This window comes from Natronococcus roseus, assembly GCF_043677095.1.
Classification (GTDB): Archaea; Halobacteriota; Halobacteria; order Halobacteriales; family Natrialbaceae; genus Natronococcus; species Natronococcus roseus.
Genome location: NZ_JBHLJR010000001.1, coordinates 872,754 through 896,070 on the forward strand (window position 1 = coordinate 872,754; position 23,317 = coordinate 896,070).

28 protein-coding genes are annotated in these 23,317 nt (G+C 67.8%); 13 read left to right on the plus strand and 15 right to left on the minus strand.

Going from position 1 to position 23,317, the window contains the following annotated elements:
* Positions 1-20: 20 nt before the first annotated feature.
* Together ACFEMD_RS04505 and ACFEMD_RS04510 are read right to left on the minus strand one after the other, a co-directional pair.
* Complete coding sequence (locus ACFEMD_RS04505; RefSeq protein WP_394739716.1) at positions 21-719, minus strand: CPBP family glutamic-type intramembrane protease; 699 nt, start codon at positions 717-719, stop codon at positions 21-23.
* A 6-nt stretch (positions 720-725) separates the two neighbouring features.
* Complete coding sequence (locus ACFEMD_RS04510) at positions 726-1,013, minus strand: DUF5789 family protein (protein ID WP_394739717.1); 288 nt, start codon at positions 1,011-1,013, stop codon at positions 726-728.
* A 118-nt stretch (positions 1,014-1,131) separates the two neighbouring features.
* Between ACFEMD_RS04510 and ACFEMD_RS04515 the strand changes: the two genes are divergently transcribed.
* Positions 1,132-1,995 carry a DUF7139 domain-containing protein gene (locus tag ACFEMD_RS04515; protein WP_394739718.1) on the plus strand — a complete coding sequence of 288 codons (864 nt, stop codon included), beginning with the start codon at positions 1,132-1,134 and terminating at the stop codon, positions 1,993-1,995.
* 3 nt (positions 1,996-1,998) lie between these two features.
* Here ACFEMD_RS04515 and ACFEMD_RS04520 read toward each other — a convergent pair whose 3' ends face one another.
* On the minus strand, positions 1,999-2,484 hold the full coding sequence (locus tag ACFEMD_RS04520) for a metal-dependent hydrolase (protein ID WP_394739719.1): 486 nt from the start codon (positions 2,482-2,484) through the stop codon (positions 1,999-2,001).
* Positions 2,485-2,586: 102 nt separating this feature from the next.
* Positions 2,587-3,105 carry a CinA family protein gene (locus ACFEMD_RS04525; protein WP_394739720.1) on the minus strand — a complete coding sequence of 173 codons (519 nt, stop codon included), beginning with the start codon at positions 3,103-3,105 and terminating at the stop codon, positions 2,587-2,589.
* A 118-nt stretch (positions 3,106-3,223) separates the two neighbouring features.
* On the opposite strand from ACFEMD_RS04525, the gene ACFEMD_RS04530 reads away from it, so the two are divergent.
* Positions 3,224-4,324 carry a pyridoxal phosphate-dependent aminotransferase gene (locus ACFEMD_RS04530; RefSeq protein WP_394739721.1) on the plus strand — a complete coding sequence of 367 codons (1,101 nt, stop codon included), beginning with the start codon at positions 3,224-3,226 and terminating at the stop codon, positions 4,322-4,324.
* A gap of 102 nt (positions 4,325-4,426) precedes the next feature.
* On the opposite strand, the gene ACFEMD_RS04535 is transcribed toward ACFEMD_RS04530, so the two are convergent.
* The gene (locus tag ACFEMD_RS04535; RefSeq protein ID WP_394739722.1) at positions 4,427-4,678 is read right to left on the minus strand and encodes a hypothetical protein; all 252 of its coding nucleotides are present in this window, start codon (positions 4,676-4,678) and stop codon (positions 4,427-4,429) included.
* Between the two features lie 216 nt (positions 4,679-4,894).
* Between ACFEMD_RS04535 and ACFEMD_RS04540 the strand changes: the two genes are divergently transcribed.
* A complete protein-coding gene (locus tag ACFEMD_RS04540) occupies positions 4,895-6,043 on the plus strand; it encodes an ArsA family ATPase (RefSeq protein ID WP_394739723.1) in 1,149 nt (382 codons plus the stop codon).
* Here ACFEMD_RS04540 and ACFEMD_RS04545 read toward each other — a convergent pair whose 3' ends face one another.
* The 3 genes from ACFEMD_RS04545 to ACFEMD_RS04555 all read right to left on the minus strand — a co-directional run bounded on the left by ACFEMD_RS04545 (position 6,044) and on the right by ACFEMD_RS04555 (position 8,345).
* Complete coding sequence (locus tag ACFEMD_RS04545) at positions 6,044-6,517, minus strand: universal stress protein (protein ID WP_394739724.1); 474 nt, start codon at positions 6,515-6,517, stop codon at positions 6,044-6,046. It lies immediately after the preceding gene.
* A 134-nt stretch (positions 6,518-6,651) separates the two neighbouring features.
* Positions 6,652-7,848: an MFS transporter gene (locus ACFEMD_RS04550; RefSeq protein WP_394739726.1), complete on the minus strand. Its 1,197-nt coding sequence runs from the start codon at positions 7,846-7,848 to the stop codon at positions 6,652-6,654.
* 101 nt (positions 7,849-7,949) lie between these two features.
* Complete coding sequence (locus ACFEMD_RS04555; RefSeq protein ID WP_394739728.1) at positions 7,950-8,345, minus strand: tautomerase family protein; 396 nt, start codon at positions 8,343-8,345, stop codon at positions 7,950-7,952.
* Between the two features lie 157 nt (positions 8,346-8,502).
* On the opposite strand from ACFEMD_RS04555, the gene ACFEMD_RS04560 reads away from it, so the two are divergent.
* Both ACFEMD_RS04560 and ACFEMD_RS04565 read left to right on the plus strand, forming a co-directional pair.
* On the plus strand, positions 8,503-10,302 hold the full coding sequence (locus tag ACFEMD_RS04560) for an SLC13 family permease (protein ID WP_394739729.1): 1,800 nt from the start codon (positions 8,503-8,505) through the stop codon (positions 10,300-10,302).
* A gap of 166 nt (positions 10,303-10,468) precedes the next feature.
* Positions 10,469-10,699, plus strand: coding sequence for a DeoR/GlpR family DNA-binding transcription regulator (locus tag ACFEMD_RS04565; RefSeq protein ID WP_394739731.1), 231 nt, complete (start codon positions 10,469-10,471; stop codon positions 10,697-10,699).
* A gap of 11 nt (positions 10,700-10,710) precedes the next feature.
* On the opposite strand, the gene ACFEMD_RS04570 is transcribed toward ACFEMD_RS04565, so the two are convergent.
* The 4 genes from ACFEMD_RS04570 to ACFEMD_RS04585 all read right to left on the minus strand — a co-directional run bounded on the left by ACFEMD_RS04570 (position 10,711) and on the right by ACFEMD_RS04585 (position 14,578).
* Entirely contained in the window at positions 10,711-11,277 is a 567-nt protein-coding gene (locus ACFEMD_RS04570) for a hypothetical protein (protein ID WP_394739732.1), read from the minus strand.
* Between the two features lie 60 nt (positions 11,278-11,337).
* On the minus strand, positions 11,338-12,285 hold the full coding sequence (locus tag ACFEMD_RS04575) for an SDR family oxidoreductase (RefSeq protein WP_394739734.1): 948 nt from the start codon (positions 12,283-12,285) through the stop codon (positions 11,338-11,340).
* 496 nt (positions 12,286-12,781) lie between these two features.
* Positions 12,782-13,573: an endonuclease V gene (locus tag ACFEMD_RS04580; protein WP_394739735.1), complete on the minus strand. Its 792-nt coding sequence runs from the start codon at positions 13,571-13,573 to the stop codon at positions 12,782-12,784.
* 57 nt (positions 13,574-13,630) lie between these two features.
* Positions 13,631-14,578, minus strand: a complete 948-nt coding sequence (locus ACFEMD_RS04585; protein WP_394739737.1) for a rhomboid family intramembrane serine protease — start codon at positions 14,576-14,578, stop codon at positions 13,631-13,633.
* A 268-nt stretch (positions 14,579-14,846) separates the two neighbouring features.
* Between ACFEMD_RS04585 and ACFEMD_RS04590 the strand changes: the two genes are divergently transcribed.
* The 8 genes from ACFEMD_RS04590 to ACFEMD_RS04625 all read left to right on the plus strand — a co-directional run bounded on the left by ACFEMD_RS04590 (position 14,847) and on the right by ACFEMD_RS04625 (position 21,595).
* Positions 14,847-15,818 (plus strand): hypothetical protein, encoded by a 972-nt coding sequence (locus ACFEMD_RS04590; RefSeq protein WP_394739739.1) that lies wholly within the window; start codon positions 14,847-14,849, stop codon positions 15,816-15,818.
* Positions 15,815-16,189 carry a response regulator transcription factor gene (locus tag ACFEMD_RS04595; protein ID WP_394739740.1) on the plus strand — a complete coding sequence of 125 codons (375 nt, stop codon included), beginning with the start codon at positions 15,815-15,817 and terminating at the stop codon, positions 16,187-16,189. The genes ACFEMD_RS04590 and ACFEMD_RS04595 overlap by 4 nt, the downstream gene beginning before the upstream one ends.
* Positions 16,186-17,268: a HEAT repeat domain-containing protein gene (locus ACFEMD_RS04600; protein WP_394739742.1), complete on the plus strand. Its 1,083-nt coding sequence runs from the start codon at positions 16,186-16,188 to the stop codon at positions 17,266-17,268. The genes ACFEMD_RS04595 and ACFEMD_RS04600 overlap by 4 nt, the downstream gene beginning before the upstream one ends.
* Positions 17,259-18,659 (plus strand): glycosyltransferase family 2 protein, encoded by a 1,401-nt coding sequence (locus tag ACFEMD_RS04605; protein WP_394739743.1) that lies wholly within the window; start codon positions 17,259-17,261, stop codon positions 18,657-18,659. Before ACFEMD_RS04600 ends, ACFEMD_RS04605 begins: the two co-directional genes overlap by 10 nt.
* Positions 18,660-18,703: 44 nt before the next feature.
* Positions 18,704-19,144 (plus strand): DUF5788 family protein, encoded by a 441-nt coding sequence (locus ACFEMD_RS04610; protein ID WP_278293461.1) that lies wholly within the window; start codon positions 18,704-18,706, stop codon positions 19,142-19,144.
* Positions 19,141-20,892 carry a DNA polymerase/3'-5' exonuclease PolX gene (gene polX, locus ACFEMD_RS04615; protein WP_394739744.1) on the plus strand — a complete coding sequence of 584 codons (1,752 nt, stop codon included), beginning with the start codon at positions 19,141-19,143 and terminating at the stop codon, positions 20,890-20,892. Before ACFEMD_RS04610 ends, polX begins: the two co-directional genes overlap by 4 nt.
* On the plus strand, positions 20,893-21,357 hold the full coding sequence (locus ACFEMD_RS04620) for a Mut7-C RNAse domain-containing protein (protein ID WP_394739745.1): 465 nt from the start codon (positions 20,893-20,895) through the stop codon (positions 21,355-21,357).
* A 73-nt stretch (positions 21,358-21,430) separates the two neighbouring features.
* Complete coding sequence (locus ACFEMD_RS04625; protein ID WP_394739747.1) at positions 21,431-21,595, plus strand: hypothetical protein; 165 nt, start codon at positions 21,431-21,433, stop codon at positions 21,593-21,595.
* Here the strand turns inward: ACFEMD_RS04625 and ACFEMD_RS04630 are convergent.
* The 3 genes from ACFEMD_RS04630 to ACFEMD_RS04640 form a co-directional block, all read right to left on the minus strand.
* Positions 21,589-22,353, minus strand: a complete 765-nt coding sequence (locus tag ACFEMD_RS04630; RefSeq protein WP_394739748.1) for a PHP-associated domain-containing protein — start codon at positions 22,351-22,353, stop codon at positions 21,589-21,591. The genes ACFEMD_RS04625 and ACFEMD_RS04630 overlap by 7 nt on opposite strands.
* A gap of 213 nt (positions 22,354-22,566) precedes the next feature.
* The gene (locus ACFEMD_RS04635; RefSeq protein WP_005560082.1) at positions 22,567-23,004 is read right to left on the minus strand and encodes a transcription elongation factor Spt5; all 438 of its coding nucleotides are present in this window, start codon (positions 23,002-23,004) and stop codon (positions 22,567-22,569) included.
* Positions 23,004-23,189 carry a protein translocase SEC61 complex subunit gamma gene (locus ACFEMD_RS04640; RefSeq protein WP_278302067.1) on the minus strand — a complete coding sequence of 62 codons (186 nt, stop codon included), beginning with the start codon at positions 23,187-23,189 and terminating at the stop codon, positions 23,004-23,006. Before ACFEMD_RS04640 ends, ACFEMD_RS04635 begins: the two co-directional genes overlap by 1 nt.
* Positions 23,190-23,317 lie beyond the last annotated feature (128 nt).

Here is a 23,317-nt window from a genome sequence, read left to right on the forward strand (position 1 = left end):
GTCGCGGCTGCCGTTCGTCCTCAGATCGGGATCGGCAGCCACTCGAGGTACTGGAGAAAGCGCGTCGGGTCGAACAGCGGATCGTGCAGGACCAGCCAGTCCAGCAGGACGAGCCCGGCGCCGTGAGCGATCACCGACGGGAGGATGGAGTTGGACTTGTAGTCGACGGCGCCGAAGAGGATGTCCGTCGGTCCCGACAGCAGGAACTCGAGGGGTGGTTTCGACATGTGGTGGATCATGTAGACGACGGGGCTGATCAGGACGGCCTTGAACCCGATCTCCCGGACCCCGACACAGAGCAGTCCCCGATAGTAGGTCTCGGCGGCCAGCGCGAGCGCGAACAGCTGGATCGCGTGAGGGACGAACTCGCCGGGCGCGGCCGAGGTCTCCCACATCGGATAGAAGGCCCGGATCGTCGGGAGCGTCGACCCCACGAGGTAGAACGGGAGGACGAAAAGCGAGAGCAAGACGGCGTTGCGGACGGCGGTTCGGTTGACGTTCCAGCCGATGTGATTGCCGTGGGTGAGCCCGAGAACGAGCGGACCGCCGATCAGCAGGATCGAGTCGACGACGACGCGACGCTCGAGTTCGCCGGGCACCAGCTGCATCCACAGCAGGGTGAGGACGGCCCCGGTCAGCAGCGACTTCTGGAACCAGCTGAGCCCGTCGAGCCGGTCCGGAAGCCAGTCGACGCCGCTCCGTTCGCCCTCGGCCGACACGGGTGGTTACTCCTCGGCGGTCGGGACCGGGCCGGTGCCGATGACCGAGCGAACGTGGCGCTCGAACTCCTGGTGGCGCTGGAAGTAGGTCTCGTCGACCTCCTCGAGCACCGTCGAGAGCTCCCGCGGGCCGTCGGGCGTTCGGATGACGCTCTCGCCCTCGAGGCGGTCGATCTCGCTCTTTTCTCTGGGCCAGAAGAGCCGCGAACTGATGCGGGCCAGTGGGGCTCCCTCGACGGGCGTTCGGTCGCCGAGTTCGACGGCGGGCTCGTCTTCTCCCTCGTCATCGCTCATGACCGGACGTTTTCGAGCCCGGCGATTCAACCTTTCGTTTCCCCGGGTTACATACCTCTCTAGAATATGACCTATGTCTGACGTTATTGTTTTGTCACTGAAGTTCAAATATACGTTCATGACCAGCTTGACGGAAGTCTACCGAGGCGACGCGCGGGCGGGGCCGGGTCGCCGACGGCGACACGCGGGAACGGCGCTCGTCGCCGTCGGCGCCGCCCTCGCCGTCCTCGGCGTCGTCGTCGCGGCGACCGAACTCCTCGACGGGGCCGTCGCCGCGCTCACGGACTGGGAGATGGCGATCCAGTACGCGACCGTCCGGATCGCGGGCGTCCTCGCCGGGATCGGCGTTCCGGTCGCCCTCGTCGGGCTCTTCCTCGTCCTGCCGGCGAGTCGCCGCGTTCGGGCCACCGGCGCGGTCGGCGCCGGGCTCTGCCTGCTCGGCGTCGCGCTGTTCTGGCTCGCGTACCCCTACCACTGGCGCGGGGTCGGTGCCGACCTAACCCTCGAGGTCGCCGCGATATACCTCCTCGGGCTGTTCGCCGCGGTGTGGTGTCTGTTCGTCGGTGTCGTCAACTTCAAGACCCGCAACGATCCCGGCGGGGCCCTCGAGCTGAACGTCACTCGCCACAATCGGACGATTGTGGAGCGACCCACCGATGACGACGCGGATGGACTCGGCGGGATCGGCGTTCTCGGAGCCCAACCCGACGGGGAGATCGAGCCCCGAACCGATGCACGTCGGGACGGCGGTCCGGCCGAGACCGCCTCGGCGGCGGCCGCTACCGAGGGGACCGACGCCGAACTGATCGATAGCGGGGACGACCGACCCCGGGCGCCGACGGACCGCTACTGTGGGAGCTGCAGCGACTTCGAGTACGCCCGCGCTCGCTCGACGGGAGAGATGGTTCCCTACTGCACCCGCCACGAGCAGGCGATGACGGGCATGGACGCCTGCGAGGAGTGGACGCCGAACCGCCGATAGTTCTCAGAGCCAGAGCCCCAGCTCCGCGACGTCGAACCCGCGACGGGGAAGTTCGTAGAGCAGGAGGACGGCGACCGCGAGCTCGAGTCCCGTCACGAACAGCGTCACCAGATCCGCCCGACTGCTGCTGACCGGGACCCCAGTCGGCAGGTCGAACTCCCGGCTCGAGAGCGGGTAAAACAGCGCGATGCCGCGTCTGCTCCCCGTGACGTCGAGGACGTAGTGGGTCAACACGCCGATCCAGACGTAGTGGAGGTTGCCGAAGACGAACGGGAAGGCGACGAACAGGCCGAGTACGGGAAGGTTGTGTAGCGTCTTGCGGTGGCGGCCGAAGGCGGTGTCGACGTCCGGGAAGAGCGCACCCAGCGTCACCGGGACCGTGATCGCGACGACGGACTCGAGCGTTCCCAGATCCCCCGCCGGCTCGAGCAAAATTCCGAGCCCGACGCTCAATAGGACGGCGTTGAGCACGTGCCCCCGTTTGTTCATGGGGGACGTCGCGGGGGGACCCTCGAATAGTTTTCTCTCGCGGACGGTCAGCAACGGTGAGGAATCATCCCGGTTCGCCGCGCCGCAGTCGCCGCGCGGTCGCTACCCCCGAACGTCCTCGACGGCGGCGAGCAGGTCCTCGAGCGCCCGATCGACGGTCTTGGCTCGTACCGTCGCGCGGTCGCCGTCGAACTCGTAGCGAGAGACCGTCGCGAACGAGGACTCGCTGCCCCACGGGCCGGCGTAGGCGATTCCGACGTAGACCGTGCCGACGGGGTCGTCCTCGGTACCGCCCGTCGGGCCGGCGACGCCGGTCGTCGCGATCCCCCAGGTCGTGTCCGTCGCGTCGCGGACCCCCTGGGCCATCTCGCGGGCGACCGGTTCCGAGACGGCGCCGTGCTCGTCCAGGGCCTCGCGGCTGACCCCGAGGTGGCGCCGTTTGGCGTCGTAGGCGTAAGTCGTCAGCCCCGAATCGAAGTAGTCGCTGGCTCCTGGCACCGCCGTGATCGCGGCGCCGATCAGCCCGCCCGTACAGGACTCGGCGACCGCGAGCGTGTCTCCGGTCTCCCGCATCACGTCGGCGACGTCCATCGGCAGTTCGCGGTTGATGTCGTCGTTCATGGGTGACTCGAGGCGTCCGGCGGGTTTCAAATCCCGGGTTGCGTCGGCGCGGGCCCCCTCGAGGTCGGCTCGAGCGCGCGACGAAAGAACGACGATGTGCGAGCACCCAGTGGGCCGCATGGAGTACGAGACGCCGCTGTTCTTTCGCGTGATGCAGTACGCCGACCGGGCCGACCGGGACGTCATCGACATGGTCAGCGGGAACCCCGACTGGGAGCCCCCGGAGGCGCTGCGGGAGGGACTGCGCGAGTACGCCGACCTCGAGCCCGATCAGTTCCAGTACCCGCCCAGCGAGGGGCTTCGAGAGCTGCGCGAGGAGATCGCCGCCCGGCGGAACGTCGACGTCGAGCAGGTCGTCGTCACCAACGGCGCGGGGGAGGCGAACTACCTCGCGATGGCGCGAGCCCTCGAGCGCGACCGCGGCGACGAAATCGTGCTGACCGACCCCGTCTACCCCTACTATCCCGGGAAAACGACGATGCTCGGCGGCCGTCAGCGGTTCGTCGCCGCCGACGAGGCGGGCCAGCTCGACCCGGCCGACGTCCGCGAAGCGGCCAGCGAGGAGACGGCCGCGATCGTCGTCAACTCGCCGAACAACCCGACTGGGGCGGTCTACCCCGAGGAGACGGTGCGGGAGCTCGTCGAGATCGCCGAGGAGTACGACGCCCTGTTGGTCAGCGACGAGGTGTACGACCACTTCGACCTCTCGGGGCGGTTCGCCTCCGCACTTGGGGTCGACTCCGACCACCGGATCGTCACCAACGCCTTCTCGAAGTCGATGGCGATCACGGGTTTCCGGGTCGGGTACGCGATCTTCCCTCCCCACCTTGTCGGGAACGCCAAGAGTCGTCACATGCTGGTCAACGTCGCCGGCAGCCGCCCCTCGCAGTACGCGGTGCTGCGGGCGCTCAGGGAGACCGAACCGGTGTACTACGAGGAGAGCCGGGAGCTGCTGGCCGAGCGCGTCGAGACGTTCACCGACGCGCTCGAGGCCGCGGGCGCCGACTACACCACGCCCCAGGGGTCGTTCTACGTGATGGCCCGCTTCGGGGGCTACCCGGGAACCCTCGAGAACGTCGAGCGGCTGATCGACGAGGCCGGCGTTGCGGGGATGCCCGGCGAGGCGTTCGGCGACTCGCGATCCGAGTGGCTCCGCTTCGCCCTCGTCACGCCCCGCGTCTCCGAGGCCGCGGAGCGACTCGCGGCGTACTTCGAGTAGCTACCCGTCCGAACTCAACTACCTATTGTAGAATAGCTCTAACAGCTTCACATCGCAACTGTCGCTCCGAGGGCTCGAGTACCGCAGAGAAAACTCGGTCGTCTACCGCAGGGAGCCGCTCCAGTCGCAGTCCGCACACGCGAACAGCCCCGCGCCGTTGACGGTCTCGCCGCCGCAGTCGGGACAGTCCGTCGAACCGGCAGCGCCGACCGCACCGGTCGGGTCCTCGGGTCGGAGGACGCCGCGGGCGTTCGCCTGCGGAAGGGTCAGTCCCCGTTCGTCGCCGTCGTAGGGGAACGGGAGGTCGTTCGTGGTCGATTCGTCGGGTCGTGGTTCGGCGAGTTGTGCGTTCATGATCGGGACGTTCGAAGCGCCACCACCAGCTTCGGACACGTGTCCCGATGCTGTCACCGGCCTTAAATGCTGCTACTAATATGGGCATACAGATAAGGATACCCTCAACACCTTATATCGAAGTAGCCGTGTTAGTATTCTTCATGAGTCATTGACCCGTACGACCCTTCGCTCGAGACCGACGGGTACTCGTGTGCGCACGGGAAACCGGTCCGCATGAGCGGAATCGACGTCGAACCGGTCGACGAGACAGGAGCGGACGACGCGGAGGGGACCGACGACGGGGACCACACGATCGAGGTGACGCCGACGGAGTCGGTCGACGAGCGGGAGACGGTCTCCGTTCGCCCGTCCGACGAGGACATCGAGGGACCGGACTACGTGCTCTACGGCGGAAAGGGCGGGGTCGGGAAGACGACGATGGCGGCCGCGACCGCGCTCGACAGCGCCCGCGGCGGCGTCTCGACGCTCGTCGTTTCGACCGATCCGGCCCACTCGCTGTCGGACACCTACGAGACGGAGATCCCGTCGGAGCCGGGCCGGATTCGAGAGGATATCCCGCTGTACGCCGCCGAGATCGACCCCGAGGCCGCCGTCGAGGACGCCGGCTTCGCCGCCCAGGCGCAGGCACGGGGCGAGGGGGGCGGGATGTTCGGCGGTCTCGAGGGGATGTTCGGCGAGGACTCCCCCATGGAGTCGCTGCTGGGCGGGCCGATGCCGGGTTCCGACGAGGCCGCCGCGATGCAGCTGCTGCTCGAGTACCTGGACGACGATCGGTTCGAACGGGTCGTCGTCGACACGGCGCCGACGGGCCACACGCTGCGCCTGCTCCAGCTGCCCGAACTCATGGACACGATGATGGGCCGCATCATGAAATTCCGCCAGCGAATCGGCGGCATGTTCGACGGGATGAAGGGAATGTTCGGCGGCGAGGAGATGCCCGACGAGGAGCCGGACCTGCAGAACTTGGAGGAGCTGCGCGAGCGCATCGAACGACTGCGGGCCGCGCTGCGGGATCCCGCCCGGACGGACTTCCGGATCGTGCTCGTGCCCGAGGAGATGAGCGTCCTCGAGTCAAAGCGGCTGCGCGAACAGCTCGAGGAGTTCGGAATTCCGGTCGGCACCGTCGTCGTCAACCGCGTGATGGAGCCCCTCTCCGACGTCACCGACGACGTCGAGGGCGACTTCCTCCAGCCCGACCTCGAGCGCTGCGAGTTCTGTCAGCGCCGCTGGGACGTCCAGCAGTCGGCGCTGACGGAGGCCCAGGAGCTGTTCCGCGGCACCGACGTCCGCCGGGTGCCGCTGTTCGCCGACGAGGTCCAGGGCGAGGGGATGCTCGAGGTCGTCGCGGCCTGTCTGCGGTAGCTACTGTTCTTCCTCTTCGGCCGCGGGAACGGTCGTTACTGGCCGATCGCTGTCGAGGATCACGCCCTGGGCGACACTGCCGAACAGCACCTTCCCGACGGGCGAACGCTTCTGGATCCCGATGACGATCGAGTCGCTGTCGCGCTCCGTGGCGGCCGCGAGGATCGTCTCGGCGGGCTCGCCGACCGACTCGTGAACTTCGTAGTCGACGTCGCTCGCCTCGAGCAGCTCGGTCGCGGTATCGACGGCGTTGGGAAGTTTCGTCCGATTCCGGAGGTTTTCATCCATCTGCTCGGCGTACTCCTCGGAGAACCCGCCCGCGGCCCACTCGGCGTCGGGGCTCGACACCCCCTCGTGGACGTGGAGGACGTCGACCGTGATCTCGTCGGTCGCGTGGGGTAACTCGAGGACGGCCTCTGCCTGTGCGCGAGCGCGGGCCTCGCTGTCGTCGATCGGCAACAGAACGCGGTACATGGCCGGGGGTTCGCCCGCCGAGCCCATAGTGGTTCGTTCTTCGACTCGGATCATACGGACTCCCGTCCGTCAGTTCCCGGCGCGACCGCAGGACGGTTCGCGGTCCCGCCGGGAACCCGGCGCGGCAGGCCGTATCAATCGTCCATCGCGGGGTCGTCGATCGGCGGATCGCTCCGGATCGCGACGACCAGCAGTCCCGCGGCGACGACGCAGCCGGCCCCCAGCAGCCACCACGAGGCTCGGTAGCCGACGACGTCGGCGAGGTAGCCGAACGCGGGCGGGGCGACGATCGAGCCGGCGACCAGCGCGAGCTGCCCGCCCGCGGTCGCCCCGCCCATCTCCTCGCTGCCGACCAGCGTCGCCATACAGGAGTAGTAGACGCCCGTGTTCCCGAGGACGAAAAAGCCCAGCGCCGCGAACGCGACCGCGGAGCCGATCGGACTCGAGGTCGCGGCGACGACGGCGAACAGGACGGCGCTGGCGAGCGCCTGCACGATCAGGATCGAGCCGATTCGTCGCTGAGGATCGCCCGGAAGCGCGTCGCTTAGCCACCCCGTCGCGAGGCGGCCCGCGCTGCCGAACAGCTGGACCGTCGCGAGGACGACCCCGCCGAAGGCGACCGAGGCGCCGACCTCCTCCTGGACGAACAGGACGGTGTACCCGGTCGTCGTGAACAGCGCCGCACCGAGGAAAAAGCCCGCCGCGACCAGCCAGCGGTACGGCCGGTTCCGCGAGAGCGACCGGAAGTCGGGGTACTCGGCGGTGCCGCCGCCGCCGGAGCCGTCGTACAGCACCGCGAAGAGGACGGCGACGACGAGGCCGACGCTGGCGGCGACGAGGAAGCCCGCCTGCCAGAACAGCGCGCCGGCCAGCCCGGTCACCAGCAGGGCGCTGATCCCGCTACCGGCGGTGACCCCGACCTGCTTGATCCCGACCGCGAGGTTCTGCCGGCCCGCTTCGACGTTGTCGTAGACGGCCTTGTTCGTCCCCGGGATCGCGCTCGCGTACGTCGAGCCCAGAAAGAACGCGGCGACGAGCAGCAGGGCGACTGACGGCGCGCCAGCGACGAACGTCGCGCCCGCGGCGAGTCCGACGAGCCCGAGCACGAGCGAGCGGTACTCGCCGAAGCGATCGATCAGCGCCCCGACCGGGAGCAAAAAGACCGCGTAGCCCAGCGTCAGGGCGGTGACGACGAACCCGACCTGAAACCGGGAGAGGCCGAACTCCGCGCGGAAAAAGGGCGTCGCCGCGAAGACGGTGTAGTAACAGATACTCGCGGCGACCTGCCAGAGCGCGATCAGCGAGACCGTCCGCCAGTATGACCGATCCATCGACCGCGCCTTTCCGACGGGGCCGCTTTACCGTGACGGAACCGGCGGACGGCGCGGTGTTCTCGAGTCTCGACGCGCCTCGAGCCCTCAGCCATCCTCGCTCAGTCGTCCTCGTCGTCCTCACCGTCCCCGCTCCACTCGCCGCCGACACGATCCACGCCCATCATCGCCTCGCCCTCGTGTTCGGTGAACACCACCTTCATGTTCTCGTCGGGGATCTCGAGGGCGTCGCCGGCGTAGGCCATCGTTTCGAGCGCGAACGCTCGCTTGCGCTCGAAGGAACGGCCGCGGCGAATCTCGGCGTCGAGAAAGAGCAGCGGTCCCTCGACCTCGCGGCCGAGATGCATCGCGGAGGGCTCGTGCTCGCGGATCGTCACCGCGACGTGGCCCGCGGTCGTCGCCATCTCTTCGGTGTAGAGCGCCGTCACCCGTTCTGCGAACGCCGACCGTTCGTCCGCCGACAGCGACCGAGTTGTGTCGAACTGTAACAGGGGCACGACTCGAGTTCCGCCGGCTCGGGGATGTAGGTTTCGACGAGCGCCGACCGACCCGCGAACGGTTATCCGTCCGCGCTCGGCGGGTGTTGTTCGGTGGTAACACTCCGACGGCCGAATCTCGGCGTTTTTTAATCCCTGATTCGAAACGCTCGAGCAGATGGTATCGAACGCTCTCGACAGGTGTCAGCTGGCTATACAGCGGTTCTGGGCGTACCTGTGGTTTCTCAACACGCAGACGAAGGCGTACGTCACGCTCGACGGACGGGCGATCGCCGAGGACTTGGACGCGCTCCCGCCGGAGAAACGCCGCGTCGCGGAGCGGGCGTTTACCGACGGGGGCCGGGATCCGACGGACGACCCGGAGGACGGCAACGGTGGCGAAAGCGGCGGCTCGAGAGGTGGTGACGACGACTCGCCGTTCGACGTCGGCGGCGAGTACAAGCTCCGACAGAAGATCGGCTTCGTCCTCGGACCGGTGCTGTTCGCGCTGATCCTGCTCGGCCCGACGCCGGGCGATCCCGCGGGCTTCGAGGGACAGGCGGCGGGGGCCGTTACGGCCTGGGTCGCCGCCTGGTGGGTCACGGAGGCGATCCCGATCCCCGCCACCTCGTTGCTGCCCATCGTGCTCTTTCCGCTGACCGGGGCGCTCCCGGTCGCGGACACGACGCCGTCGTACGGCGATCCGCTGATCTTCCTCTTCATGGGTGGGTTCTTCCTCGCGATGGCGATGCAGCGCTGGGGACTGCACCGACGGATCGCGCTGCGAACGATCAAACTCGTCGGGACGACCCCGTCCCGGTTGATTCTCGGTTTCATGCTGGCGACCGCGTTCCTTTCGATGTGGGTCTCCAACAGCGCGACGGTGATGATGATGGTGCCGATCGCGCTGGCGGTCATCTACAAGACGGCCGACCTCGTCGACGACACCGAACTCGACATCGACACCACCGAGGGGAACTTCACGTTCGGCGTCGCGCTCATGCTGTGTATCGCCTACGGCGCCTCCGTGGGCGGCGTCGCGACGCTGATCGGCACGCCGCCGAACATCCTCTTTGCGGGACAAGCGGGCGAGCTGTTCGGCGAGAACATCACCTTCGCCCAGTGGATGTTCTACGGGGTTCCGATCGCGCTCATCGGGCTCGCGACGGTCTACCTCTGGGTTACTCGCGTCGCGCTCTCGCCCGAACTTAATCAGCTTCCCGGCGGGACGGAGACGGTCGACGAGGAGCTGCGAAAGCTCGGGGCGATGACCAGACAGGAGAAGATGGTGCTCGTCGTCTTCGTCGGTATGGCGGTCTCCTGGATCAGTGCCAGTCTGATCGGCGAGATCGGGCTGGCGCCGGTGCCCGACGACGCCGACACGATCGTTGCCATCGGCGGCGCGCTGGTGTTGTTCACGCTCCCGACGAAAACTGAGGACGGAGGCCACACGTTCCTGCTCGACTGGAGCAACGCGGTGGATATTCCGTGGGGCGTCATCCTGCTGTTCGGCGGCGGGCTGGCGATCGCCGCGGCGTTCGACCAGACCGGCCTGGCGCTGTGGCTCGGCGAACAGCTCGAGCTGCTCGAGGGCGTCTCGATGGTCATCCTCATCCTCGCCGTCGTCGCGCTGGCCGTCTTCATGACCGAGGTCACCTCGAACACGGGGATGACGGCCATGCTGCTGCCGGTGCTGGCGTCGGTCGCGATCGGGATCGGCGTCCACCCGTTCGGGTTGATGATCGCGGGTGCGACGGCCGCCTCCTTTGCGTTCATGCTGCCGGTGGCGACGCCGCCGAACGCGATCGTCTTCGGCAGCGGTTACATCACCCTCCCGCAGATGGCTCGCGTCGGCGTCGGGCTGAACTTTATCGGAATCGCGCTGATCACAATCTTCGCGCTGCTGTGGCTGCCGGTGGCCTGGGGGATCGACATCACGACGCTGCCGACCGAGTTCGTCGAGGCGTTCGAGGGGTAACCGACGCCGGCGATCGGTTCGAGAGTCGCCGATGGCGACCCCCGAACGAGGGAGGTCGGGTTCGGCGGCCGAACGTCGGCTCGAGCGGACCCGTGAAAACCGTTCTCACCGATTGGGAACCGGAGCGCCATTCATCCGTCAGTTCGCCAATGTGGAGGTAGCTATCATGCCGACGGACGAACCGCCTTCCGACCGGAACGAGCGCGAGATCCTCGAGCGACTGGCCGACGACGGCCCGATGACGGTTCCCCAACTGGCCGACTGCCTCGCCACGCATCCAGTAACGATCGACCGTCGGTGTCGCGACCTTCTACGAGCGGGACACGTCCGTCGGTGTTCGGGCGGGGCGTTCGCTCTCGACGACTCGGAAGACGAGGCTCGAGCGACCGGTGACTGACCCCGGACCGACTACCGCTCCACGCGCTCGAGGCTCCGATCCGACCGATCGGTCACGGCGTCCGACGCCGGGTCGGCGACGCCCTCGCCGCGGAGCTCAGTGGTCGCACACTCGAGACAGTAGTGGTTGTACCCCTCTGAACGCGTGTAAACGGGTAGCCCCGCGAGCGCGTACTCCTCGCGGTAGCGCCGGAGGAGTCCCCTCTCGACCCGATCGCCGCAGTCAACGCAGCGCTCGAGGCAGTTCTCCTCGGGTCGGACGACCCGCCGATCGACGGACCGAACCCGCCCGAACTGGGAGAGTTCGTGGCGTCGATCCAGGCGACGCCGAAAGCGGGGGTTGACGAAGAGTCCCAGCGCGACGGTCACGAGCCCTGCCAGGCACAGAAACAGTGCGAGAAAGGCGGCACCGGCCACGGCGTCGACCCGGGCGGTGCCGGCCGCGACGCTGTAACCGAACGTGAGCGCAGCGCCGGTCAGCAACAGCCCGAACCCGACGGTCAGCCAGCCGGCGATCCCGTACAGCAGCTCGGAGATCCTGTCGGCGAGTTCGACGACTCCGACGGGAGCGTCCGACATCGTTGTGCGATCCGTCTCCGCGCCGAAATATAAGTATTCTGCAACGACCGTCCCGCTGCACTAGACGAGCTTCCGAACGACGCCGTAGAGGGCGTCCTGGAGCCGATCGGGGAGGAACCGGGCGTAGACGCCGAACTGTCCGACCGGACCGACCGGGTAGCGAGCGGGCGGCTCCGAGCGGATCGCCGACTCGACGATCGCCGTCGCGACCTCCGCGGGCGTGGAGGCGAAGGGACCGCCCTGGCCGCCGCCGATCAGCTGGGCCTCGTCGTAGATCTCGTACAGCGACTCGTAGGCCGGCGTGCGCCGGGACTCGGGGAGCTCCTCGTCGACTCGATCCGAGAACTCGGTTTCGACCGGGCCGGGCTCGATCAGCACGACGTCGATCCCGAACTCCTCGACCTCGCCTCGCAGCGCGTCGCTCATCGACTCGAGGGCGTGTTTCGAGCCCGAGTAGGCGCCGTAGCCGGGGAACGACACTCGGCCCGCGACGCTCGAGACGTTGATGATCCGACCCTCGCCCTGGGCGCGCATGTGCGGCAGCGCGGCGCGGGCGAGGCGGTGGGGACCGTAGACGTTGACGTCGAACTGGCGGTGGAGGTCGACCGTCGAGACGTCCTCGATCGGCCCCATCTGGGCGTAGCCCGCGTTGTTCACCAGACAGTCGATCGCCCCGCCGATCTCGACGGTGCGCTCGACGGCGTCGGCGACTTGGTCGGGATCGGTGACGTCGAGCTCGAGGGTCGTACAGCCCAGCTCCTCGAGGTCGGCGATGTCGTCGACGTTTCGGGCCGTCGCGATCACCTGCCAGTCCTTCTCGAGGAACGCTCGCGCGGTCGCGTGGCCGATCCCCGACGAGCAACCGGTGATCAGCACGCACTTCTTGCGCGTGTAGCGGTCCTCGGTCGCGTCGGCCGTCTCGGTTCCGTCCGTCGGTTCCCGGCGAGTGTCGTCTGCGGCGGTCGCGTCGTCGCCCGCCCCGTCGTCGGCTTCCTCAGCGATGGCCATGCGTGACCGTTTCGAGAGTGGATACCTAAGTATCGACGGTTTATCGTGCCGGTCTGAAAGTCACCTCGAGCGAAGCGGATACCGGCGCTGCTGGCTCGAGGACCCGCGACGAGACGTGCGAAGCCGTCGAATCCCGCGAGAACGCCGTCCGTACTTCGGACCCGGGCTCGAGGAATCGAACGACGTGGCACGCGCTGAACCGCGACGAGCGAAGCGAGGGGCGGTTCGACGTCGCGTGAGGTCTTTGCGAGTAGTACGAGCAAAGGCTTGGCAGAGCGCGCTCTGCCAGTGGACGAGCGACCGAAGGGAGCGAGTCGGCTGGGGAGGGTGTGGTAACTCCCCGTGTTCGGCTCGGCAGGACGCCGTTCCCGTCCGAGCGACGATCGCGTCCGGGCCGTTCCCGTCGAACTCGTCGGTCCTCCGGATTCGTATTTCAGCCCCGTACTCGCCGAGATGCTGACGAACGCGGTCGCGTCGCGACACTCGTTCTCGTCGCCTACTCCTCGAGCCCGTGTTTCGCCTCGTCCGCGTAGCTATCGGCCAGCCGAACGGGATCCGGAAGCTTGTACGACGACGACAGCGCGAGCGCGACGTCGGCCGCCGTCTCGGGGCCGACGCGGTGGCCCGGACTCACGTACAGCGGGTTGATGTACCGATCCGGCGAGTCGTACTGGCGGGTCTGGACGGCGTACCCGAGCAAGGTGCCGTCCTCGACGCCGACCCTCGAGTTGGCCTCGATCCCGACCCGCGTCCCCTCGGGCAGGTCCTCGAGGTCCTCGCGCGGGCTGCCACAGAGCAGACTCTTGGCGACCCCGATACTCGGCGCGTCCAGCACGACGCCCATGTGGGTCGCGATCCCCGCCTGCCGGAAGTGGATGCGGCCGCTGCCGTCGAACAGCAGGAGGTCGGGGTCGACGGAGAGCTCCTCGAGCGCGTCGATGATCGGCGCCCCCTCGCGAAAGGAGAGCAGGCCGGGGATGTAGGGAATCTCGAGGGAGGTCACCGCGTGAACCCGTTCGATCACCTCGCCGCCCCGCACGGCGACGACGGCCGACAGCGCCCGGTCCTGGTCGTCCGCATCGTTCGTGAGAAACGACTGGTCGACGCCCGCGACGATCGGGGGCTCGCCTTCGCTCGAGGAGGCCGTCAGCGGATCGCCGAGGACGGCGGGATCGAACTCGAGGTCGTCCTCGAAGACGGCGCCGTCGGCGATCTCGCGCTGGAGGGCTTCCATCTCCGAACGATCGAGCGAGGCGTCGGGAACGAGGTCGGGGCGGGAAACGTGCATCGGTACGGCGGGATTGACGGTGCGGGAAAATCAGTGCGTGGGCTTTCGCCTGCGGGCTCAGAAGCGGCGACGGCCGCCTGGGCCGCCCGGGCCACCGGGACCGCCAGGGCCGCCTGGTCCACCAGGTCCGCCACCGCCGAGCTGGAACTGATCGGGCGCTCGCACGTTCTGTGTGCGTTTGATGTACTCGCCGTAGGCGAGTCCGATCACGAGCCCGACGAGGTGGGCCGCGTGGGCGATGTTCCCGCCGCCGCCGGTGCCGATGAAGAAGACGCTGATCACCGCCGTCCCCGCCGCGAGGATCCAGAGCGGGACTGGCAGGATGAAGTAGAGGTAGACGGTGAGGTTAGGGTTCAGGATCGTGAGCACGCCCATGATCGCCAGTGCGGCGCCGCTGGCGCCGACCACGCCGCCGAAACCCGGCGGCACGCCCTGCAGAATCTGGATTCCGATCTGGCTGAGTCCGGCGACGGCGCCGCTTATCAGGAACAGCCCCAAGAAATCCCGCGAGCCGACGTAGCGCTCGACCAGCGGACCGAAGAAGAAGATTACGATGCTGTTGAAGACGATGTGGAGGAACCCGCCGTGGGCGAAGATGGAGGTGAACCACGTCCAGACGTACTCCGGACTCTCGGGGGCGAGAACGAACAGCGATCGATGGATGCCCGAGCCGAGCGTGAGCTCGACGATTGCCTGAAGCGCGAACGTGACCCACATCAGCGCCAGCACCGTGTAGGTCATGTTCCCGCGGAAGTACCCTAGCGGACCGCCGGGACCGGTGTCGATCGGGAGCTTGTCGGTCAAACTCGAGCTCTTCGCCGTTCCGCCGTTGTTGACGCTGTCGTCGAACCCGCTGTCGAAGACCCCCTGGGGATCGTTCCAGTTGTTGAGACTGGTACAGTCGTGGTTCTCCGGCAGTCGATGTTCCGAGCAGTAGGTGCCCCCACAGTGCCGGCAGTTGTAGGGCATGCTTTCCTCCCTCCCACACACGTCGCACGTGGCCATTGGACCGAAGTAGGGGTGGCACTGTCAAGGGATTTGGGGTTCAGCTCCGACGCTTGCGGGTGAATTCTCTCGATCCGATCGGCGGATCGCTCCCGGAGACGCGCATCTCCGGTTCCCCGCAGTGGCGAACGTACTCGTTTCAGCGCGCCGGCTCGAGGGCGTCGTGTCTCGACCGTTCGAACGCGTCGCCGGCGCGACGGGCGCTCTCGCCCGCTACCGTCGGCCATGACTGTATTTATACTGGTCGCACAAGTGGTAACATCTACGAATGAACACGAGCGAAGACGAGCAGGCGGCGCTCGCCTACGAGTTTCGCCGGCAGCTCACCGGAATTCAGGCGAACGCCGAGCTGTTGCTCGACGAGGCGTTCGGGCCCCTCGAGCCGGAACAGCGCGACGCCCTCGAGGAGATCGTCGCGAGCACGGGCGACGTGACGACGCTCGCGGCACACGCCTTCGAGACGACGGATCCCGAGACGGTGGTCCCGGTCGACGGCGAACCGGACGCCGACCTGCAGCCACGCCCGACCGACCCGGACGAGGTCGGGGAGATCACGCTCGGTCTCGCCGGTACGCTCGGCGAGCAGGTCGCGGCGCAGCTCGAGCGAGCCGGCTACGCCGTCCGTCTCGTGGAGCCGACGACCCTCCTCGAGGCCGAACGGGCGCCGACCTCGCTCGCGATCGACTGCGGACTGCCGACCGCCGACGTCCTCGACTCGCTCGCGTCGCTGGCGGAGGCCAGCGACTCGCTGTCGTTGCTCTCGACCCTCGAGACGGACGCCTCGCCCGCGGCGTTTCTCGGGATCTCCGGAGTTCTCGCTCCGACCGCGACCGACGAGGCGCTCGAGGCCGCGCTGGCGGCGGTCGACGCGGCTATCGATCCGCGAGTAGGATACGTCGGCGACGAAGCCGACCTTCCGGAACGTCTCGCAAAACTGGGGTGCGAAGTGGTGGCCTCGTCGGCGGTCGACGATCTCGAGTCGCTGCCGCCCGATCGCGTCGACTGTCTGTTCCTCGAGGCGACGGCGGTCGACCGCCTCGATCCGACCGCAATCGCGGCGGTTCGCGCTCCGGACGGCGGCCCGCAGCGTCCGATCGTCGTCGTCGGAACGCCGCCGTCGAGCTCGAGTGCGGAGTGGGTACCGACGGTTGGCAATCGAGCCTTCGCCCGGAAACCGCCGACGAGCGTCGATCTCGCCGCTGAACTGGCTCGCGCGCTTCCGGCGGGTGATCGCGAATGAGCGAGGATCGGATCCTGGTCGCCGAGGACGACGAACACGTCAACGAGCTGCTGGTCTACCGCCTCGAGACGGCCGGTTTCGACGTCACCGCCGTCGACGACGGCGCGGCGTGTCTCGAGCACGTCCGTCTCGCGGAGCCGACCCCGGATGCGATCCTGCTCGACCTCATGCTGCCGGAGTACGACGGATTCGACGTGTTACGCCGGCTCGAGGAACGCGATCCCGACTCCAAACCCGCGGTGATCGTCGTCTCGGGACGGGGGCTCGAGGACGACGTGGTTCGCGGGTTCGAACTCGGCGCGGACGACTACGTCACCAAGCCGTTCAGCCTGTCTGAGATCGTGGCCCGACTCCGCAGGGCGCTTCGATGACCGAGCGGCTGTGGATCGCGTTCGTCGTCATCGTCGGGGCGACTGCGGTAGTCGGGACGGGCACGCTCGCACTGTCGATCCTGCTCGCCCGATTCGAACGCCGTCGCGAGGCCGCCCGCCGCGTCGTCCGTCCGGCGATTCTCTCCCGGCTGCACGGACCGGACCCCGAGTGGGAGACCTGGTACGACGGACTCTCCCGGATCGAGCGACACGTCGCCCGACGGACGGTCGCGACGTACCTCCGGCGGCTGCGCGGCCGCGAGCGCGAGGAGCTGACGCGGTTCGCGGAGGCGGTCGGGATCGACGAGCGGGCGCGGTCGTCGCTCTCGAGCCGGCTCGTCCTGAACAGGCTTCGCGGGCTCGTCTGGCTCGCGTTGCTCGAGCGGCCGGTTTCGCGGCGGCGACTCCGCGAGCACTGTACGGGCCGTGCCGAAACGCGAGCCGGAGCGGCTCGCGTCGTGTACGCGAGTGACGCGCCCCACGCGGCTCGCGACGGCACGGCGTTGCTCTGCTGGGACGGCGACGATCGGTTGTCGGTGTTCGCCCTCGATACTCTCTACCGTCTCAACGACGACGACGCGACGGCGCTGTTGTCGCTCGCGACGACGGAGGGGACGTGGTGGAACGAGGAGCTGCTAGTGCAGGCGCTGACCGTCCTGGCTCACTGTCGCGCCCCGGGAGCCGAGACGGAAGCCCACGTCGAGTGGATCCGTACCCTACTCGAGCACGACTCGCCCCGGATCCGCGCCGGTGCCCTGGTCGCGCTGAGCCGCCAGAGCTGGTCCCAGTCCCTTCGGAGGCGCGTGCCGGTCGAGCAGGCGGTTGCGGACCCCGATCCGAACGTTCGCACCGCGGCCTACGAGCTGCTCGGACGGTGGAACGACGAGGCGTCGACCCGCTGGCTCGAGTACGGCGTCCGTAACGATCCGAACGACAGGAGTCGGCTGGCCGCCGCGCGGCGACTGTCCCGGAGCGACCGAGCGCTTCCGGATCCGCCGTCGGATCCGGTTAGACGGACCGTCGACTGGGTCCGCGCGGAGCACCGCGCTCCACGGAGGGTTGCGACGGGATGGTCGTAGCCGTCGACTCGGTCGCCTGGATCGCGAGCTGGTTCTTTCTGGCGTACTTCGCGCTCGTCAACGGCGGCTACCTACTCATCCATCTCGTCTCTCTGCTCTCGTTCGAACGAACCCTTCGCGACTGGCTTCTCGATCCGGTCTATCATCCCCACAACTCGCCGTTTCTGCCGGGGATCGCGGTCGTCGTCCCCGCGTACAACGAATCCGTGACGATCGTCGACACCGTTCAGTCGCTGCTGAACCTCGAGTACGCCAACTACGAGCTCGTGATCGTCAACGACGGCTCGCGAGACGACACGCTCAAGCGACTCGTCGAAACCTTCGAGCTCGAACCGGTCGGCGAACCGGTCCCCGTCGACCTCCCCTGTGAGGAGGTTCGGGAGGTGTACCAGTCCTCGCGACGGGATCTCGTCGTCATCGACAAGGAAAACGGCGGCAAAGCCGACGCGCTCAACGCGGGCGTGTTCTTCACCGATCAGCCGCTGTTCTGTGCGATCGACGCCGACAGCCTCATCGAGCGGGGCGCCCTCCTCGAGGTCGCACAGCCGTTCCTCCGGGCACCGGATCGAACGATCGCGACCGGCGGCACCGTCCGGGTCGCCAACGGCTGTTCGATCAGCCGGGGCGTCGTCACTCGCGTCGGTCTCTCGAGGAACGCGCTCGCGAACCTCCAGAGCGTCGAGTACCTCCGGGCGTTTCTCTCCGGTCGGATCGGGCTGAGCGGGGTCGGCGGGCTGCTCATCATCTCCGGGGCGTTCGGACTCTTTCGGACGGACGCCGTTCGGGAGGTCGGCGGCTACTCGACGTCGACGATCACCGAGGATATGGAGCTCATCGTCCGGCTCCACCGCCAGTTCGCCGGGACTGACTACCGCGTCGAGTTCGTCCCTCGACCGGTCGTCTGGACCGAGGTGCCCGAATCCAGGACGGTGCTCGCGCGCCAGCGGAGCCGCTGGTTCCAGGGGATGCTCGAGACGCTGTGGCTCCACCGCGATATGATCGGCAGGAGGCGCTACGGCGTCGTCGGACTCTTCGCGCTGCCGTTTTTCCTGTTCGTCGAGGCGGTCGGCCCGCTCGTGGAGGGGATCGGGTACGTCCTCGTGCCGCTTCTGTTCGTGCTCGGACTGCTGAACGTCCCGTTTTTTATCCTCTTTCTCGGCGTCGCGGTCGGGATCGGCACCCTGCTGTCGTGGCTGGCCGTCCTCAACGAGATCGTCGGCTTCCGCCGGTACCGCGAGCCCCGAACGGTCGCGACGCTGCTCGGCTGCGGGCTGCTCGAGCACGTTCCCTATCGCCAGTGGAAGGCGTTCGTCTCCTGGCTCGCGCTCGTGCGGTACCTCCGGGGTGAACACGGCTGGGGCGAGATGGTCCGGGTCGGCTTCGACTCCTGACCACGGAACGTACATTTTTGCCGTTCAGCCCCCAACGACGAGGCGTGCAAGAGTACGAGCGCAAGCAGCTGCTCGAGCGCGTCGAGCGCGAGGGCGCTACCGTCGGCGCGGACATCCCGGAGACGATCACCGTCCAGGGCGAGGAGATCGACCTGCGAACGTTCGTCTTCGAGATCAAGCGCCGCGACACGGTGCCCCCCGGCGAGCGCGACCGCGTCGAGCAGGCCAAACGGAACCTGCGACGGGAGCGCCTCGAACGCCTCGAGGCTATCGAGGAGGGTGCGCTCTCCCGCGAGGAAGGCGAAGAGCTCGCCCGAGGTGTCATCGGGATCGACCGGGCGCTGAACGCCCTCGAGAACCTCGGTCCGACGAACCTCGAGCAGGAACAGAAGGCCCAGCAGGCCGCCGACAAGAAGCGCTGGATGTCATTCCTGAAGAAGGCGCTGGGCCACGAGGACGCCAACAGCCAGGGGCGTGGCCGATGACGACCAATGCCGAACTCGCGGGTCGCTTCGAGGAGTTCGCCGACCTGCTCGAGGCCGACGACGTCGAGTACAAGCCCCGCGCCTACAGGCGGGCCGCCGAGAGCGTCCGCGCCCACCCGACGCCGATCGCGGACTACGTCGACGCGGATGATCGGGAGTCGATCGAGACGCTCGACCACGTCGGCGACGCCATCGCCTCGAAGATCGTCGAGTACGTCGAGACCGGCGAGATCGAGGAACTCGAGGAGCTGCGCGCAGAGCTGCCGATCGACATCGCCGACCTCACTCGCATCGAGGGCGTCGGCCCGAAGACGGCGGGCAAACTGTACCGCGAGCTGGGGGTCCAGACCCTCGACGACCTCGAGGAGGCCGCCGAGGCCGGCGAGGTCCAGGACGTCAAGGGCTTCGGCCCGAAAACGGAGGAGAACATCAGGGAGAACCTCGAGTTCGCCCGCACGATCGGCCAGCGCCAGCTGCTTGGGGAGGCCCGACCGCTGGCCGACGACGTGCTCGGGTTTCTCGAGTCCGTCGGGACGGTCGAACGCTGCGAGGTCGCCGGCTCGATCCGGCGCTGGCGCGAGACGATCGGCGACGTGGACGTGCTCGTGGCGACCGAGGACGCCGAGGACGTCATCGAGGCGTTCGTCGGCTGGGACTCGGTCGACAGCGAGATCGAGTCCGGCCCCGCGAAGGCCAGCGTCCGCGTCGGCGAGATTCGGGTCGATCTGCGAACCGTGGTCCCCTCGGAGTTCGGCTCCGCGCTGCAGTACTTCACGGGGAGCAAGGACCACAACATCACGCTTCGCAACTACGCGATCGACCGCGACGTCAAACTGAACGAGTACGGCGCCTTCGACGTCTCCGCTATCGACGAACCCGAGTCGGGGCAGCGCGTCGGCGACCGCGTCGCGGGCGAGGACGAGGCAGGGATGTACGAGGCGCTCGGCCTCGAGTGGATCCCGCCCGAGCTGCGCGAGGACCGCGGCGAGATCGACGCCGCGGCGAACGGCGAACTCCCCGAGTTGCTCACTCGCGACGACATTCGGGGCGATCTGCACTGCCACACCGAGTGGTCCGACGGCAACACCCCGATCGACGCGATGGTCGAGGCTGCCGAGGATCGCGGCTACGACTTCCTCGGGATCGCCGACCACGCCGAGGGCCCGGGCGTCGTCGCCGACATGGGCCTGACCGATACCGAGATCGTAGAGCAGGTCGAGGCGATCCGCGAGGTCGCGGCCGCGGCCGATATCGAGGTCCTTGCCGGTATCGAGGCCAACGTCGACGCCGACGGCGGGATCGGCCTCGGCGAGGAAGTCGTCGAGGCCCTCGACGTGATCGTCGCCTCGCCCCACAGCGGGCTCGGCCAGGACGCCGAGACGGCCACGTCCCGACTTGTCACGGCGGTCGAGAACCCCGCGGTCGACGTGCTCGGCCACCCCAGCGGACGGCTGCTGAACGAGCGCTCGGGGCTCGAGTTCGACGCGACCGCGCTCGGCGAGGCCGCGGCCGAACACGGGACGGCACTCGAGGTCAACTCCAACCCGCGGCGGCTCGACCTCTGGGGCAGTGCCGTCCAGGCCGCGGTCGAGGCCGGCGCGCCCATCTCGGTCAACACCGACGCTCACCAGCCCGCGACCCTCGAGTACATGCGCTGGGGCGTCCACACCGCCCGGCGGGGCTGGGCCGAGCCCGGGGACGTGATCAACAGCTGGGAGCTCGAGGCGCTCCGCGAGTTCCTGCACTGAATGCGGATCCTCCTCGATATCATGTGCGGCGGCCTGCCCGCCTACCTTCGAATGTGCGGCCACGACACCGTCTACGCCGGCGATCGGGGGATCGAGGCCGACGACGCGCTGCTCGCACTCGCGGCAGACGAGGACCGCACGCTCGTCACGCGGGACGTCCAGCTCGCGAATCGCGCCGAGGAGTCGATCCTGCTCGAGTCGCGAGACGTCGACGCCCAGCTCGCGGAGCTCTCGGCGGCGGGACTCGACCTCTCGCTCGAGGCCGAGCCGAGCTTCTGCGGGCGCTGTAACGGCCCGCTCGAGGCGGTCGGTGCGTCGCGGTCGACGCCCAAGTACGCGCCCGACCCCGCCGAGACGGCGGTCTGGGTCTGTGCCGACTGCGGGCAGTGCTTCTGGCGGGGGAGCCACTGGGAGCGCGTCGAACGGGCCCTCGAGCGGGCTCGGGCCGACGCGCGCCGGGAGTAGGGCTGTGGGAACTGCGTCTCGCGGAGTGCCTCGATCCGAAACCCTTCCCGGATCGGCGACAAACCCGACATCGATGCCAGACGATACCACACAGCTCGACCGAGCCGGAAAGCAGGCTGCCTACATCACCGACGAGTGGACGACCGATCCGGCGATCATGCAGACGCAAGCGCTTTGCTACGTGGGACTCCAGCTCGAGCGCATCGCCGAGGCCCTCGAAGACGGGGAGGATCAGTAGAGCGCGACGTCGTCGAACCGGCCGTCGTAGGCGATGTGGCCGGGATGGGTCGGCTCGATCCCCGAGAGGAAGAGTCGGTCGGCCTTCTTCCAGGTGTTCTCGTAACAGAGGTGGGCGAGCTCGCCCGCCGTCGTTCGGATCCGTCTGGGGCCGTTGTCGTGGACGACCCGCCGGGCGACGCGGTTCTCGAGGGCGTCGACCAGATCGGCCTCGCTATCGATCGACGTCTCGAAGGCGGTGTAGGCGACGCCGACCGAACTCGGCAGGTGGGCGTAGGAGGAGGTAAACGGCGGATAGGAGAGGATGTCACACAGCTCTCGAGCGCGACGGTTGTGCGACGGGAGGTGTTTGGGGTTGAAGATCTCGACCGCGTCGATCGTCTTCGCGTACGTGCGCAGTTCGGGCTCGCCCAGGCTCACGGTCGCGAACTCGGGATGGGGAGCCAACACTGCGGCCCCCTGGCGGTCGAACTCGGCCATCGCCACCTCGAGGGGGATAAAGTCCGGGACGGGTTCCTCGAGACCGATCGCGAGGACGTGTTTGCGGTCTCGCCAGGAACCCGTAAAGACCTCTCTGGCCGGGACGACGAGCAGGTCGTCGCTCGAGTAGGCCGCCGCGCGCTCGCGGATCTCCGGCAGGCGGGTAAAGTGCGGTGCGTAGACGATTGCGTCGAGGCCGGCACGCGTCGCGCGCTCGACGACGTCGTCGTTGAGCACCTTCACGTGGCAGTCGACCCGAACTTCCTCTCCGTCGCTCACGAGTATGCGAGGCCTTTCGCGGGGGTCGAGTTATGGATTCTGATTCGATCGCCGCCTGACGGCACGGTGACGACTTCTCGAGATCGGGGTGTGCTCGAGGCGGTTCGCTACGACTGCAACAGAAGGATCCGCTTTACCTCGAGCGAACCGACTCGCTACCGTTCGTCACGGTATTCAGCGCGGCAACGCCGCGCTGACTGCTTGACGGGCACGTTAGCGCTCGTCACTGTCAAGCACGCGAATCTGATCGCCCCGCACCGTCACCGGGATCGGAACCGTCGCCTCGTACAGTTCGACCGTCACCTGATCCTTGCCCTCGTCGATGCGCTGGACCTGGGCCTTCTCGCCCTTGAACGGGCCGGCGATGAGTTCGACGATGTCGCCCTCGGCGATCCCCTCGACGTCCGGCTTCGGCGAGAGGAAGTGCTCGACCTCCGAGATGTCGGATCTCCCGGGGACCATGCTGCGCGCGTGGGGAATGTCCTCGAGCACCCGCGTGATGACGGCGTCGTCGTCGGCCTCGACCATCACGTAGGAGGTCAGCGAGTCCGGCGCGAGCGCGGCGTGGATCTCGGGCTCCTCGCGGTTGATGATCATGTCGGCGACGGTGCGCTCCTGGCTGGCCGTCGTCTTGACCGCGTAGATGCCCATTAGAAGGCACCACCGGCGTCGCCGGTCAACAGCAGCATGATTCCGCCGATGATGAAGCCGAGGAACCCGACGAGCAGGATCCCGGCCCCGGCGATCTTCGATACTTGGAGGAACTCCTCGGTAGTGGGTGTCGTCGCCATCTTCAACACCCGAACGTACGAGGTGAGGTCGTACGGAACGTCCATATCTATCCGTTCACAGTACGGGCTCTTTTATCTGTCTTTCGTGTCAGACGCCCTGTTGTTGAAACGAAACGAGAGATCGGGTCGCGACGACGTTGCAGTCGACGGCCCGAGGACCAAACCGTTCGGTC